Here is a 14,495-nt window from a genome sequence, read left to right as displayed (position 1 = left end):
AAATTCACGAAATTTAGGAATGACCAAGCACTCGCCATCCCGATCGCCGCTGCGGGCTTTCGCGTCGCCGGACGCCGGCGGGGTGGTGCAGGGTGCTGCCGCGCTCTTCTGGCTGCCGCAGGCGGCGTTGCTGGCGATCGCGGTGCAGGGATTGGCCTCGGGCCGGGGTTTCGCGGCCGTGATCTGGCCAGCAGGCGTGATCCTGCTGCTCGGACTGCTGCGCGCGGGCTGCGAGGCCTGGGGGGCGCGGCGGACCTTCGCTCGCGCCCGGGCGCAGCTCACTGCGCTGCGTGCGCAAACGGCGGCGGCGCTCGCCGGCGACTCCCCGCTCGACCGCAGCCGGGCCCCCTCCGGGCTCGCGGCCAACGTACTCGCAGAGCAGGCCGAGGCGCTAGTTCCGTACCTCGTGCGCTACCAGCCGGCGCGCTGGCGTGCGACGGTTGTGCCTGTGTTCATCCTCTGCGCAGTGGCCGCGTTCTCGTGGGTGGCTGCGCTGGTGCTGCTGGTGGCGGCACCGCTCATTCCGCTCTTCATGGCCATCGTCGGCTGGCGCGCCAAGGCCGCGAGCGAAGCGCAGATGGTGGAACTCGGCGGCATGAACGCCTTCCTGCTCGATCGGCTTCGCGGACTGGCGACGCTGCGCGCGCTCGGCGCGGTGGAAATCACCGCAAGCCGCCTGGGCGATGCGGCCCAGTCCCTGCGCCGCAGGACGATGGCCGTGCTGCGCATCGCGTTTCTCTCATCGGCCGTGCTGGAGCTGTTCTCGGCGCTGGGCGTGGCGCTGGTCGCCGTCTACATCGGCTTCCACCTGCTGGGCTCGATCGGCTTCGGTGCCTGGGGGCGCACGCTGAGCCTGGGCGAGGGCCTTTTCGTGCTGCTGCTGGCGCCGGCTTTCTTCGAGCCGCTGCGCGAGCTGTCGGCGGTCTGGCACGACCGGGCCGCCGGTGAGGCTGCGCTGGAAGCGCTCGACAGACTGCAGCGCAACGAATTGCCTCTGCCCGGCGCCAGCGCCTCTCTGACGCGCGCCGCGACGGGCGTCCAAGGCGGCCCGCCGGCAGTCTCCATCCACAACCTCCATTTCTCCTGGCCCGGCGAGCGGCAGGAAGTGTTCGATGGCATCGAGCTTCGCATCGCCCCCGGCGAACACGTCGCGCTGACGGGCGCCAGCGGCAGCGGCAAGACCGCCTTGCTGTCCCTGCTGGCGGGGCTCGTGCCTGCGACGCGCGGCGAGATCTCCATCGGCGGCGTGGCGCTCACGGAACACACGGTGGCGTCGCTGCGGCAGCGCATGGGCTGGATGGGGCAGGCGCCGCACGTCTTCGCGGGCTCGGTCGAATCCAACCTGGCGCTGGGACGCGCGGGTGTGAACACCCTGCAGGTCGATGAGGCAGTGCGCGTCGCGTCGCTCGAGGCCGTGGCGCAGGCGCATCCCTCCACGTCGCTGGGCGAAGGCGGCGGCGGGCTGTCCGGCGGAGAGGCCGTGCGGCTCGCGCTGGCCCGCATCGCTGTGCATCCGCAAGCCGACTTGCTGCTGGTGGACGAACCCACGGCGCACCTCGACACCGAGACCGCCGAGCGGGTCGTCGATGCGCTCCTGAAGCTCGCGCAAGGCAAGACCCTCGTCGTCGCGACGCACGACCCCGTCCTCGCTTCGCGCATGGACCGCACCGTGAGCCTCGGCCGCACAGACGCAATGGAGAAGGCCGCATGAGCAAGACGCCGGTTCCACGCGCCGCCGCGAACTGGCGCGACCTGCGCCTGGTCCTGTGCCCCTTCCTCGCGGAACAGCCACGCCCGCTGCTGCTCGGTGGCCTGCTCGCCGCGATCACGGTGCTGGCGGGAATGGCGCTGCTGGGCCTCTCCGGCTGGTTCATCACCGCCACGGCATTGGCTGGCCTGCATGCTGCAACGGCCTTCACCTTCGACGTGTTCATGCCGTCCGCCGGCATCCGCTTGCTCGCGCTCGGCCGCACGGCGTCGCGCTACGGCGAGCGGCTGGTGACTCATGACGCGACCTTCTCCGTGCTCGCCGCACTGCGCGTACGCCTGTTCCGTGGCTGGGCGCAGGCCGAGGCCGCGCGCGCCTTGCTGAAGCGACCGGCGCGCCTGCTGTTCCGCCTGACCTCCGACATCGACGCGCTGGAGTCGCTCTACCTCCGCCTGCTCGTGCCGGCCGCCGCCGCATTGGGCGCCGCATTGCTCGCCGGCACGGTGCTCGGCTTCATGCACGTGGCCATGGGCCTCGTGCTGATGCTCTGGCTCGTGATCGCCGGCTGGGGCATCGCGTTCATCGTCGCGCGGCGCGCACGCCGGCCTGCGGTTCGGCGCGCGCATGCCATCGAGGCGCTGCGGGCGCGCGCGGTCGATCTGGTCGCGGGCCAGACCGACCTGGTGATGGCAGGCCGAATCGACGCACAACGCGACGCGGTGATGAACGCCGACATGCACCTCGCCAAGGCCGACCTCGCGCTGAACAAGCTCGAAGCTGCCGCCGGCATCGCCTATGGCAGCGCAGGCTCCTTGACTCTCGTCGGCGTGCTGCTGGCGGTCGGCTTGCTGGTGGGCGAGGGCGTCATCGGCGCTCCGGCGGCTGCACTGGCGCTGCTGGTGGCGCTCACGGCGACGGAGCCCTTCGCGGCCCTGCGCCGTGGCGCGCTCGACGCGGGCCGCACATGGCTGGCGGTGCGGCGCCTTGCTCCGCGCATGGCGCCGGCCGCGGACGAGCCCACCCCGGCGATGGACGCGTCCGATGGGGCAACCGCGCTGCAGCTCGATGGCATCACGGTGATCCACGACGGCAGCCGCATGCCAGTCTTGCGCGACCTGTCGCTGACCCTGAACGCGGGCGAGCGGGTCGCGCTGATCGGTGCGAGCGGCGCGGGCAAGTCGACGCTGCTTGCCGCCATTGCCGGCGAGATCACGCCGCGCTCCGGCACGGTGCACTCGCAGCCAGCCTGCCTGCTCACCCAGCGCACCGAACTCTTCCAGGACAGCCTGCGCGACAACCTGCGCCTGGCAGCCCCGGAAGCCACCGACGAGCAACTGCACGCCGCGCTGCACGCCGCGGGGCTCGAAGGCGACGTGCGCGCACTCACCTTGGGCCTCGACACCCGGCTCGGCGAAGGCGGCCTGGGCCTTTCGGGCGGGCAGTCGCGCCGCCTCGCGCTTGCGCGCCTGCTGCTGCGCCCCGTGCCGCTCTGGCTGCTGGACGAACCTACCGAGGCGCTCGATGCCGCCGTCGCGCACGACGTGCTGCAGCGGCTCGCACAACACGCGGGAGGCCGGACCCTGCTGATCGCCACGCATCTGCGCCGCGAGGCCGGGCTTGCCGACCGCCTCTTGTGCATGAAGCAGGGCCGTGTCGTCGCCGACCTGCGGCGCGGCAGCGAAGCCTTCGACGCCGCGCTGCGCAGCCTGCGGCCCGACTGAACCGGAAAGCCAGTCAACAGGGAACACAAGGAAAGAAGGAAGAACCCCATCATGGACTTAGACATCGTCGCGCTATCGCGTCTGCAGTTCGCCGTCACGGCGCTGTACCACTTCCTGTTCGTGCCGTTGACGCTCGGACTCTCGATCATCATCGCCATCATGGAGACGGTCTACGTCATGACCGGCCGCGTGATCTGGCGCGACATGACGAAGTTCTGGGCGTGCTCTTCGGCATCAACTTCGCGATGGGCGTTGCCACGGGCATCGTGATGGAGTTCCAGTTCGGCATGAACTGGAGCTACTACAGCCACTACGTCGGCGACATCTTCGGCGCGCCGCTGGCCATCGAGGGGCTGATGGCCTTCTTCATGGAGGCCACCTTCGTCGGTCTGTTCTTCTTCGGCTGGGACAAGCTCTCCAAGGTGGGCCACCTGATCTCGACCTGGGCGGTGGCCATCGGCTCCAACTTCTCGGCGCTGTGGATCCTCATCGCGAACGGCTGGATGCAGAACCCGGTAGGCGCGGCCTTCAATCCGCAGACCATGCGCATGGAGGTGACCGACTTCGCGGCAGTGCTGACCAACCCGGTCGCTCAGGCCAAGTTCGTCCACACCGTGTCGGCGGGCTATGTGTGCGCCGCGGTGTTCGTGCTCGGCGTGTCTGCGTGGTACGTGCTCAAGGGGCGCCACCTCGAACTGGCCAAGCGCTCGATGACGGTCGCGGCCTCGTTCGGCCTGGCCGCTGCGCTGTCGGTGGCGGTGCTCGGTGACGAGAGCGGCTATCTCTCGGGCGAGCACCAGAAGATGAAGCTGGCCGCCATCGAGGCCATGTGGGAGACGCAGCCCGCGCCCGCCGCTTTCACGGTGGTCGGCTTCCCCGACCAGGAGGCGCGCGAGACGCACTACGCCATCCACATACCCGGCGTGATGGGCCTGATCGGCACGCGCTCGCTCGACACCGTGATGCCGGGCATCGACGAACTCGTGAAGCGCGCCGAGGCCCGTATCCGCGAAGGCCTGAAGGCCTACGACGCGCTGCAGAAGATCCGCGAGGCCGGCGGCCCCGACAAGGTGACGCAGGGCGTGCGCGGCGACTTCGAGGACAACGGCATCAACATGGGCTACGCGCTGCTGCTCAAGCGCTACGTGGACGATCCGCGCCAGGCCACCGACGAGCAGATCGCCAAGGCCGCGTGGGACACCGTGCCGCAGGTGGCGCCGCTGTTCTGGCTGTTCCGCGTGATGGTGGGCATCGGCATGCTGCTGATCCTTCTGACCGGCACTTTCTTCGTGCTCTCCGCGCGCCGCAGGCTCGACAGCCACCGGTGGCTGCTGAAGCTCGCCGTGTTCGCGATTCCGCTGCCGTGGATCGCCATCGAGTCGGGTTGGCTGGTGGCCGAGTTCGGCCGTCAGCCGTGGGTGATCGAGGGCGTGCTGCCGACCGCGGTGGCCGTGTCGAACCTCGGCGCGAAGACGCTGCTGCTGACGCTCGCGGGCTTCATCGCGATCTACACGACGCTGCTGGTCATCGAGATGAAGCTGATGCTCAAGGCCATCCGCAAGGGGCCCCAGGCCGAGCACGCGCCCGACGAGGGCGACACGCTCTCGCACATTCCGCCGGCCCACGCGGGCGCGGCCATTCCTTCGCCTTCCACCGGGAGCGCAGCATGATCCTCCACACACTCCTCGACTACGACACCCTGCGCTTCATCTGGTGGCTGCTGATCGGCGTGCTGCTGGTGGGCTTCGCCGTGACCGACGGCTTCGACCTGGGTAGCGGCATGTTGCTGCCCTTCGCGGCGCGCAACGACGTGGAGCGCCGCGTCGTCATCAACAGCGTGGGCCCGGTGTGGGAGGGCAACCAGGTGTGGCTGATCCTGGGCGGCGGCGCGGTCTTCGCGGCCTGGCCGCAGCTCTATGCCGTGTCGTTCTCGGGCTTCTACCTGGCGATGTTCGTGATCCTCACGGCGCTGATCCTGCGGCCCGTGGCTTTCAAGTTCCGCAGCAAGCGCGAGTCGCCGCAATGGCGCGCGCGCTGGGACTGGGTGCTGTTCTTCAGCGGCTTCGTGCCCGCGCTGATCTGCGGCGTGGCCGTGGGCAACGTGCTGCAGGGCGTGCCGTTCCGCTTCAACCCCGACATGCACATCTTCTACGACGGCGGCTTCTTCGGCCTGCTGAATCCGTTCGCCGTCCTGTGCGGCCTGGTGTCGGTCGCCATGCTGGTGATGCACGGCGCCGCATGGCTGCTGCTGAAGACCGCCGGGCCGGTGGCCGAGCGTGCGCGCAGCTACGGCATGGTCGCCGCCGTGCTTACCGTCGCGCTCTACGCATTGGCCGGCGTGCTGCTGGCGACGAGCATCGGCGGCTTCCGCATCAGCAGCGCGATCGATGCGACAGGGCCGTCGAACCCGCTGCTGAAGACCGTCGAGCTGCACGCAGGCGCGTGGACCGCCAACTATGCGGCGCATCCGTGGACGCTTGCTGCGCCCGTGGCCGGCTTCGTCGGCGCGCTCGGTGCGCTGCTCGGGCTCGCGCTGCGCCGCCCGGTACTCGCTCTGCTGACGGCTGCGCTGGGCATCGCCGGCATCATCCTCAGCGTGGGTGCCTCGATGTTCCCGTTCATCCTGCCATCGTCCATCGACCCGCGCGCCAGCCTCACGGTGTGGGACTCGTCGTCGAGCCACCTCACCCTGTTCATCATGCTGGTGGTCACGGCCGTCTTCATTCCGCTGATCGTGGCCTACACGAGCTGGGTCTACCGCGTGCTGTGGGGCAAGGTCGACGAACAGGCGATCCGCGACGAGAGCGGACACGCCTACTGAAAGGAGGAAAGAAAGATGTGGTACTTCGCCTGGATCCTCGGCCTGCCGCTGGCAGCCGCATTCGCCGTGCTCAACGCCATGTGGTACGAACTCATGGACGACGAGGCCGTTCGCAAGGCCAAGCTCGGGACGCCCGAGCCGTCATCGGGGCAGGAACGGCTGTAGCCCCGGAGGAGGGCTGCCCGATCTACTCGGCAGCCTTCTTCTTCGACGCCGCGCCGCCGGTGATGCGGTCCTTCAGCGTCAGCACCTTCGTCACGGTTGCGCCCATGCCCATGAGCTTCATGGCTGTCTCGGGTGCGAGCCGCTGCACGTCGTCGAACCATTTCATCAGCCGGTCGATCAGGTCGTGCATCTCGCGCATGCGCTCCTGCGCGTGGCGCTCGGCGTCGCTCGTGGGCGATTCGAGCAGGGCGTTGCGCAGCATGGAGAGCGTGGGTTCGATCTCGCGGCGGCGGCGCTCCTCGGCCAGCACGCGGAAGATTTCCCATACATCGGAAGGCGCCTCGAAGTATTCGCGCCGGTCGCCGGGGTGGTGCCGCAGGTGCACCAGCCGCCAGGCCTGCAGTTCCTTCAGGCCCATGCTGACGTTGGAGCGCGAGAACTCGAGCAGCTCGGCGATCTCGTCGGCGTTGAGTGCGCGCTCCGAGAGAAAGATCAGTGCGTAGATCTGCCCGACTGTGCGGTTGATGCCCCACTTGCTGCCCATCTCGCCGAAGTGGGCGACGAACTGGCGGTTGAGGGGCGGGAGATCGGAAGAGTTGGCCATGCGCCGGATTGTCGCGCGGATGGCTGTAATTCCGGAAAGTCCTGAAAACTCAATCAGCCTGCTGGCGCCGCCTGTACGAGCCAGGCGCGCCGCCGGTCCAGGCCTTGAAGGCGCGCTGGAAGGCCGCGCTGTCGGCAAAGCCCAGTTCCTCGGCCAGCGCCGCGAGCGGCACGGTGCTGGTGTTGAGCCGCACGATGGCGAGGTCGCGCCGCAGTTGGTCCTTCAACGCCTGGAAGGATGTGCCCTCGGTCGCCAGGTGCCGCTGCAACGTGCTGACGGACATGTGCAGCACGCCCGCGGTGGTCGCGAGGTCGGCCCACGCCGGGCGGTGCTGCTGCAGCACCGCGCGCACCTTTGCGCTCACCGCCTGTTCGGCGAGGCGGGGCAGGATCACGTTGGCCGGAGAGGCCGCCAGGAAGGCCTGGATCTCCTGCGCGTCGCGATGCACCGGCGTGTCCAGCGCGCTGGCGTCGAACCACACGGCCGACAGCGGCTGCTCGAACTGCAGCGGGCCCGGGAACACCTTCGCGTAGCCGTCGGCATAGGGCGGCGGCTCGAAACCGAAGTCGAAGCGCCGGGCCGCCAGCCGGCCGCCGTGCAGCCATGCGAAGAGCCGCCAGTACACCCGCAGCATCAGCTCATGCAGGAAGTTCTGGTGCATGGGCGGCTGGATGTTCAGCCGAAGCCCGAAGCCGGCGAGCGGGCCGTCGTGCAGCAGCACCAGCGAGAGATCGTCCTGCAGCAGGTCGAAGGTGCGGGCCACGCGGCGCATCGCCACCTCGAAGGTGCGCGCGCCCAGCGTGGAGCGCGTCATCAGCGCGAAGCTGCCGCAGCGCAGGCGCCGCGTGAGAAAGCCCAGCGCCTCGTCGTCCATGCGCTCCATCAGCAGCGCGAAGAGGGCCACGTACTGCTCGGCGGTGATGCGGGCGGCGGCTTCGTCGAGCAGCGCCGGGGCGATGCCCGCGTCCTCCAGCGCCTTGTCGACGTCCACCAGCGCCTCGCCCGGCCGCGCGCGGATGCCCGACAGCATGCCGAGGACGAAGGCGACCGGGATGGTGACGTGCGGCTGAAGCATGTCTGTGTCGATTGACCTTTTCTGCCATGCGATCGAAGCGAAGTGCAATCGCCGGGCGGCGGCCGGATTTCTACCATGCGCCTGCACAAGAACGAGACGGAGACAAACCCATGTACCTGACCCAGGGCCTTCACCGGGCCGTGCAGCAGCGCCCCGATGCCATCGCCGTGCGTTTCGCCGGCCGCGCACGGACATTCCGCGACTTTGCCGACCGCGTCGCGCGCCTGGCCGGCGCGCTGCAGCGGCTGGGCATGGGCGCGGGCGACCGCGTGGCCATGCTGTCGCTCAACTCCGACCGCTACCTGGAGTACCAGATGGCCGTGCCCTGGGGCGGCGGCGTGCTCAACCCCTGCAACATCCGCTGGTCGCCTGCCGAGATCCTGTACTCGCTGGAAGACTCCGGCTCCGGCGTCCTGCTGGTCGACGAGACCTTCCGCGCGGTGGTCGAGCAGATGCGGGGCCAGTCGAAGAGCCTGCGCGAGGTCGTCTACTGCGGCGATGGCCCCGTGCCCGCCGGCATGCGCAGCTACGAGGGCCTGATCGACGCCGCGGCCCCGGTGCCCGACGCCGTGCGCCGCGGCGAGGACCTGGCCGGCATCTTCTACACCGGCGGCACCACGGGCTTTCCCAAGGGCGTGATGCTCAGCCACACCAACATCTGCAGCTCGGCGCTCGCGGCGCAGGCCGAAGGGCTGGCACCGGCCGACGGCTGCTACCTGCACGCCGCCCCCATGTTCCACCTGGCCGACATGGGCCTGGCCACGCCGCACTGGTTCACAGGCAACACGCACGCCATCATCCCCATGTTCACGCCCGAGGGCGTGCTCGACACCATCGAGCGCGACCGCGTGACCAGCCTACTGCTGGTGCCCACCATGATCCAGATGCTGGTGGACCACCCCGCCATGCGGCAGCCGCGCGACCTGAGCAGCCTGCAGAACATCACCTACGGCGCGTCGCCGATCTCCGAAGCCGTGCTCAACCGCGCGATGGAGGCTTTCCCGGGTGTGGGCTTCGTGCAGGCCTACGGCATGACGGAGCTGTCGCCCATCGCCACGCTCAACCCTGCCTACTTCCACACGGCCGAGGGGCGCAAGCGCGGCAAGCTGCGTGCGGCCGGCCGCGCCAGCGTGTGCATGGAAGTGCGCGTGGTCGATGCGGACGACAACGAAGTGCCGCGCGGCACCGTCGGCGAGGTGGTGGTGCGCGGGCCCAACGTGATGCAGGGCTACTGGAACAAGCCCGAGCAGACGGCTGCCGCGCTGCGCGACGGCTGGATGCACACCGGCGACGGCGCCTACATGGACGACGACGGCTTCATCTTCGTGGTGGACCGCATGAAGGACATGATCATCAGCGGCGGCGAGAACGTCTATTCGGCCGAGGTCGAGAACGCCATCAACCAGCATCCCGCGGTGGCCGCCTGCGCGGTCATCGGCATTCCGAGCGACGAGTGGGGCGAGGCGGTGCATGCCGTGCTGGTGCTCAAGCCGGGGCAGGGCGTGCAGCCGCAGGATCTGATCGCCCACTGCAAGACGCTGATCGCCAGCTACAAGTGCCCGCGCAGCGTGGCCATCGTCGATGCGCTGCCGCTGTCGGGCGCCGGCAAGGTGCTGAAGACCAAGCTGCGCGAGCCCTTCTGGCAGGGCCGGCAGCGCAGCGTGGCCTGAGTCAATTCAATTTCTTTCTTCGAACTTCCAGACAAGGAGCCTTTCATGAGCCAAGACGTTCACGTGGTCGGGGTCGGCATGATCCCCTTCACCAAGCCGGGCGCGAACCAGCCCTATCCCCAGATGGCCGCTCAGGCCACCAACACCGCGCTGAAGGACGCCGGCATCGGCTACGAGCTGGTGCAGCAGGCCTACGTGGGTTACGTCTACGGCGACTCCACCGCCGGCCAGCGCGCGCTGTACGAGGTGGGCATGACCGGCATCCCGGTCGTCAACGTCAACAACAACTGCTCGACCGGCTCGACCGCGCTCTTCCTCGCGCGCCAGGCCGTGGCTAGCGGCGCGGCCGACTGCGTGCTGGCGCTGGGTTTCGAGCACATGAGCCCCGGCGCGCTCGGCGCGGTGTTCAACGACCGGCCCAGCCCCTTCGACCACTTCGAGAACATCACCGACGAGTTGGTCGGCAACGAGCAGGTGCCGCTCGCGCTGCGCTACTTCGGCGGTGCGGGGCTTGCGCACATGCAGCAGTACGGCACGCAGATGTCGACCTTCGCGAAGATCCGCGCCAAGGCCAGCCGCCACGCGGCGAACAACCCCGTGGCGCTGTTCCGCACCGTCGTCACCGAAGACGAAGTGATGGCCGCGCCCGTCATGTGGCCCGGCGTGATGACGCGGCTCATGGCCTGCCCGCCCACCTGCGGCGCGGCGGCGGCCATCGTCTGTTCTCCCCGTTTCGCCGAGCGCCATGGCCTGGACCGCAGCGTGCGCATCAAGGCGCAGGCCATGACCACCGACCGCCCCATCACCTTCGAGAGCCGCGACATGCGCGAGGTGGTCGGCTTCAGCATGGCGCAGGAAGCCGCGCAGAAGGTGTACGACGCGGCCGGCGTCGGCCCGCAGGACGTCGACGTGGTCGAGCTGCACGACTGCTTCGCGCACAACGAACTCATCAGCTACGAGGCGCTGGGCCTGTGCCCGGTGGGCGGTGCGGAGAAGTTCGTGGTTGATGGCGACAACACCTACGGCGGCAAGGTCGTCACCAATCCGTCGGGCGGGCTGCTGTCGAAGGGGCACCCGCTGGGTGCCACGGGGCTGGCGCAGTGCACGGAACTGGTCCAGCAGCTTCGCGGCACGGCCGAGAAGCGGCAGGTGCAAGGCGCGCGGCTTGCGCTGCAGCACAACCTGGGGCTGGGCGGCGCCTGCGTGGTCACGCTCTACGAGCGGGTTTGAGGGAAAGGGCCGCCAGATGATCGACAGGAAATGGATCGGCCACGAGCTGCCGCCCTCGGTGCTGCCCATCGAGCGCAGCCGGCTGCAGTTCTTCGCCAAGGCCATCGGCGAGACCGACCCCGTCTACACCGATGCCGCCGCCGCGCGCGATGCCGGCTACCCCGACCTGCCCGCGCCGCCGACCTTCCTGTTCGCGGCCGAGCTGGACTCGGGCGCGTCGGACCGTCTGCTGGCCGACCTGGGCATTCCGCTGTCGAAGCTGCTGCACGGCGAGCAGGGCTTCAGCTACCACAAGCCCGCCTGCGTGGGCGACACCGTGACGGTGCGCTCCACCATCACCGACATCTACGACAAGAAGAACGGCGCGCTCGAATTCGTCGTCAAGACATCGCGCGCCATCAACCAGCGCGACGAGCTGGTCGCCGAGCTGCGCGCGGTGATCGTCTGCCGCCACTGAAGGAACCCGAACCGATGAATGCACCGACCTACGACGCCGTGAACGTCGGCGACGAGCTGCCCGCGCTGCAGCTGGCGCCCGTGAACCGCACCACGCTCGCGCTGTTCGCGGGCGCCTCGGGCGACCACAACCCCATCCATATCGACACCGACTTCGCCCGCAGGTCGGGCATGCCCGACGTGTTCGCGCAGGGCATGCTGGGCATGGCCTGGCTGGGCCGGCTGCTCACGCAGTGGGCGCCGCAGTCGCAGCTGAGGCGCTTCGACGTCCGCTTTCAGGGCATCACGCACCTGGGGCACGCGGTGCGCTGCAGCGGCCGCGTGATCGAGAAGCTGGAGCACGAAGGCGAGCGCTGCGTGCGCGTGGAGGTGCACAGCGCCAATCAATACGGGCAGACGCGCATCGCCGGCGAGGCGCTGGTCGCGCTGCGTTGAGAACTCACACCAACAAGGAAAGAACTCGGACATGACACCCAAGCTCGACGGCAAGGTCGCCCTCATCACCGGTTCCGGCCGCGGCATCGGCCGGGCCATCGCGCTCAAGCTGGCCTCGGAAGGCGCGCGCATCGTCGTCAACGATCTCGACGCGCAGCCGGCGGAAGAGACGGTGCAGGAAATCCGTGCGGCCGGCGGCCAGGCGGTGGCATGCGCCGGCAGCGTGGCGGCACCCGATTTCGCCGAGCGCTTCGTCGGCACGGCGGTGAGCGAGTTCAAGGGGCTCGACATCATCGTCAACAACGCCGGCTACACCTGGGACAGCGTGGTGCAGAAGATGACCGACGAGCAGTGGTACGCCATGATCGACGTGCACCTGACCGCGCCGTTCCGCATCCTGCGCGCGGCGCAGCCGGTGATCCGCGCGCTGTCGAAGGCCGAGACCGAGGCGGGCCGGCGCGTGGTGCGCAAGGTGGTCAACATCTCGTCGGTGGCGGGGCTCTTCGGCAACGCGGGGCAGGCGAACTACGCGGCGGGCAAGGCGGGCATCGTCGGCCTCACGCAGACGCTGGCCAAGGAGTGGGGCCGCATGAACGTGACGGTCAACTGCGTGGCCTTCGGCTTCATCCAGACGCGGCTCACCGCGAGCACCGCCGAGGCGTCCACCGCGAACATCGAGGGCCGCGAGATCAAGGTCGGCATCAACCCGGGGCTGCTGGCGATGATGGAGCAGTCGATTCCACTGGGACGCGGCGGCACGCCCGAGGAGGCGGCTGGCGCCGTGTACCTGCTGTGCGCGCCCGAGTCGGACTACGTGAGCGGCCAGACGCTGATGTGCAGCGGCGGCCTGACGGGCATCTGAGCATGGAAACCGCCGAAGGCATCGCCTGGGGCGTGGAGGAGGGCATCGGCCGCATCGTGCTGAAGCGGCCGGAGCGCGCCAACGCGATCGGGGTTCGCAGCGGCCACGCGCTGGTGCGGGCCATCGACGACGTGCTGGCGGGCAAGCCGCGCGTCATCCTGCTGACCGGAGAAGGCCGTGTGTTCTGCGCCGGCGGCGACATCGACGAGTTCATGGCGGCCGGCGAAGCGCTGCCGGCGCTGGTCGATGAGATCCTGGACCGTTTGCACCCTGCGCTGCTGCGACTGTCGAACAACCCCGCGCCCCTGGTCGTCGCGGTGAACGGATCCGTCGGCGGCGCAGGCGTGGGGCTGGCGCTGTGCGGCGACTTCGTGCTCGCCGCCGAATCGATGAAGCTGCGGACGGGCTATGCGGCCATCGGGCTCTCGCCGGATGCGGGTGCCTCGTACTTCCTCGCGCGCCGCGTGGGGCCGGTGCGCGCGCAGCAGCTGCTGATGCTCAGCGATGCCATCGACAGCCAGCGCTGCCTTGCGTGGGGTGCGGTCGATGCGCTGCACCCGGACGATGAACTCGCAGCCGCCGCCGAAGCGTTGGTGGCTCGGCTCGCGCATGGTGCGAGCGCATCCTTCGCCGGCATCAAGGAGCTCTGCGCCGGCGCGCCCGGCCGGCCCTTCGAGCAGCACCTGGCGCTGGAACACAGGCTGCTGCGCGAGCGTGCGGGCAGCGCCGATGCGCGGGAGGGCGTGGCTGCCTTCGTGGAAAAGCGCGCGCCCAGGTTCAAGGGAGCCTGAACGCCACGGCCGTCAGCCGTTGCGCTTGAACAGCTTCGCGATGCCCCAGAGCGCCGCGCCGCCTGCCACCACGGCCACCTTCGCGAACTTGGCCAGGAAGGCCGCGACGATCGCGAACAGGCCCAGCTTCTTCACCGCCGCGCCGGCCACCAGCGCGGCCAGGCCATAGGCGGCGACCTTGTCGGTGGACGAGTTGAAGTCGGCGTACTTCTTTCCGTCGTCGTACTGGATCGCGCCGAGCAGCTTGCTCGCGTCGGGCTTGAACTTGTCCAGGTCCTTCGCGTTGGTGATGAGGTTCAGGCTCAGGTAGCCCTCGCGGCCCAGCGCGTAGGTGTTGTAGTTGACGCCCTGGTTGCCGTCGGTGCTGCCTTTGCGCTGCGACAGCGCCGACCACACGAGGCGGTGCGAGGAGGCGTCGTACTGCGGCTTCTGCGCCCAGCCCGTCACCTCGATCGAAGGAATGCCGCGCTTGGAGCGTTCCTCGTTGGCGGCCTCGGTGCCTTCCTTCAGGCTCTTGAGCAGGTCGTCGGCGTTCCAGTCCTTGGCGTCGTCGTCCTTGATGTAGCCCTCTTTCACGAACTTCACCACCGCCATCCAGTCGGCATCGTCGGCGGGGAAGATCGCGCCGACGAAGGTGTCGTCGGTGCGGTTGCCCATGCTGCGCATGAGCTGCGCGGCGGCGGGCGTCGGCACCCACACGTAGCCGGCGGGCAGGTGGAGGTGGGCCTGGTCGCGCAGCGTGATGTCGACGGGGCCGACCTTCTGCACGGCCTTGGCGGCCTTGAACGCGGCATCCTGTTCGGCCTCGAGCGAACTGGCGGTCGAGGCTTGAGTTGATGGAGTGGACGGGGTGGTGGTCGGCGATGCGGCTTGGCTGGTTTGCGCCACGAAAGCGGCGCACGCGAGCAGCACACCGGCCGTCAGGCGGGCGGTTTGAATACGCAAGTTCTCTCTCCT

13 protein-coding genes and 1 pseudogene are annotated in these 14,495 nt (G+C 69.2%); 11 read left to right on the top strand and 3 right to left on the bottom strand.

Annotated features, from left to right (window positions below; genetic code table 11):
* Window positions 1-19 precede the first annotated feature (19 nt).
* The 5 genes and pseudogenes from cydD (at window position 20) to cydX (ending at window position 6,415) form a co-directional block, all read left to right on the top strand.
* Entirely contained in the window at window positions 20-1,711 is a 1,692-nt protein-coding gene (gene cydD, locus ACHMXA_RS22275; protein WP_176668261.1) for a thiol reductant ABC exporter subunit CydD, read from the top strand.
* Window positions 1,708-3,429 carry a thiol reductant ABC exporter subunit CydC gene (cydC, locus tag ACHMXA_RS22270; RefSeq protein ID WP_395316375.1) on the top strand — a complete coding sequence of 574 codons (1,722 nt, stop codon included), beginning with the start codon at window positions 1,708-1,710 and terminating at the stop codon, window positions 3,427-3,429. Before cydD ends, cydC begins: the two co-directional genes overlap by 4 nt.
* A 51-nt stretch (window positions 3,430-3,480) precedes the next feature.
* Window positions 3,481-5,099, top strand: a pseudogene (locus ACHMXA_RS22265) (cytochrome ubiquinol oxidase subunit I).
* Window positions 5,096-6,250 carry a cytochrome d ubiquinol oxidase subunit II gene (cydB, locus tag ACHMXA_RS22260; protein ID WP_176668264.1) on the top strand — a complete coding sequence of 385 codons (1,155 nt, stop codon included), beginning with the start codon at window positions 5,096-5,098 and terminating at the stop codon, window positions 6,248-6,250. The pseudogene ACHMXA_RS22265 and the gene cydB overlap by 4 nt, the downstream one beginning before the upstream one ends.
* A gap of 15 nt (window positions 6,251-6,265) precedes the next feature.
* Complete coding sequence (gene cydX / locus ACHMXA_RS22255) at window positions 6,266-6,415, top strand: cytochrome bd-I oxidase subunit CydX (RefSeq protein ID WP_093201312.1); 150 nt, start codon at window positions 6,266-6,268, stop codon at window positions 6,413-6,415.
* 22 nt (window positions 6,416-6,437) lie between these two features.
* Here cydX and ACHMXA_RS22250 read toward each other — a convergent pair whose 3' ends face one another.
* Together ACHMXA_RS22250 and ACHMXA_RS22245 are read right to left on the bottom strand one after the other, a co-directional pair.
* The gene (locus ACHMXA_RS22250; protein ID WP_176668265.1) at window positions 6,438-7,019 is read right to left on the bottom strand and encodes a GbsR/MarR family transcriptional regulator; all 582 of its coding nucleotides are present in this window, start codon (window positions 7,017-7,019) and stop codon (window positions 6,438-6,440) included.
* Window positions 7,020-7,068: 49 nt separating this feature from the next.
* Complete coding sequence (locus ACHMXA_RS22245; RefSeq protein ID WP_176668266.1) at window positions 7,069-8,094, bottom strand: AraC family transcriptional regulator; 1,026 nt, start codon at window positions 8,092-8,094, stop codon at window positions 7,069-7,071.
* A 110-nt stretch (window positions 8,095-8,204) separates the two neighbouring features.
* Here ACHMXA_RS22245 and ACHMXA_RS22240 point away from each other — a divergent pair, with 110 nt between their 5' ends.
* Genes ACHMXA_RS22240 through ACHMXA_RS22215 form a run of 6 tightly spaced genes read left to right on the top strand, consistent with a single transcriptional unit; the run spans window position 8,205 to window position 13,538 of the window.
* Window positions 8,205-9,764: a long-chain-fatty-acid--CoA ligase gene (locus ACHMXA_RS22240; RefSeq protein ID WP_176668267.1), complete on the top strand. Its 1,560-nt coding sequence runs from the start codon at window positions 8,205-8,207 to the stop codon at window positions 9,762-9,764.
* Window positions 9,765-9,809: 45 nt separating this feature from the next.
* The gene (locus ACHMXA_RS22235; RefSeq protein ID WP_176668268.1) at window positions 9,810-10,994 is read left to right on the top strand and encodes a lipid-transfer protein; all 1,185 of its coding nucleotides are present in this window, start codon (window positions 9,810-9,812) and stop codon (window positions 10,992-10,994) included.
* Between the two features lie 16 nt (window positions 10,995-11,010).
* Window positions 11,011-11,451 carry a MaoC family dehydratase N-terminal domain-containing protein gene (locus ACHMXA_RS22230; RefSeq protein WP_176668269.1) on the top strand — a complete coding sequence of 147 codons (441 nt, stop codon included), beginning with the start codon at window positions 11,011-11,013 and terminating at the stop codon, window positions 11,449-11,451.
* Window positions 11,452-11,465: 14 nt separating this feature from the next.
* Window positions 11,466-11,885 (top strand): MaoC family dehydratase, encoded by a 420-nt coding sequence (locus tag ACHMXA_RS22225; protein WP_176668270.1) that lies wholly within the window; start codon window positions 11,466-11,468, stop codon window positions 11,883-11,885.
* Window positions 11,886-11,916: 31 nt separating this feature from the next.
* On the top strand, window positions 11,917-12,747 hold the full coding sequence (locus ACHMXA_RS22220; protein WP_176668271.1) for an SDR family NAD(P)-dependent oxidoreductase: 831 nt from the start codon (window positions 11,917-11,919) through the stop codon (window positions 12,745-12,747).
* 2 nt (window positions 12,748-12,749) lie between these two features.
* Entirely contained in the window at window positions 12,750-13,538 is a 789-nt protein-coding gene (locus ACHMXA_RS22215; RefSeq protein ID WP_176668272.1) for an enoyl-CoA hydratase/isomerase family protein, read from the top strand.
* A gap of 12 nt (window positions 13,539-13,550) precedes the next feature.
* Here the strand turns inward: ACHMXA_RS22215 and ACHMXA_RS22210 are convergent, their stop codons facing one another.
* Entirely contained in the window at window positions 13,551-14,483 is a 933-nt protein-coding gene (locus ACHMXA_RS22210; protein WP_176668273.1) for a DUF2167 domain-containing protein, read from the bottom strand.
* Window positions 14,484-14,495 lie beyond the last annotated feature (12 nt).

Origin of the sequence: Variovorax sp. UC74_104 (genome assembly GCF_044055375.1) — a bacterium.
In the GTDB taxonomy this organism is placed as follows: Bacteria; Pseudomonadota; Gammaproteobacteria; order Burkholderiales; family Burkholderiaceae_C; genus Variovorax.
This window is presented reverse-complemented; position numbering and strand designations above follow the sequence as displayed.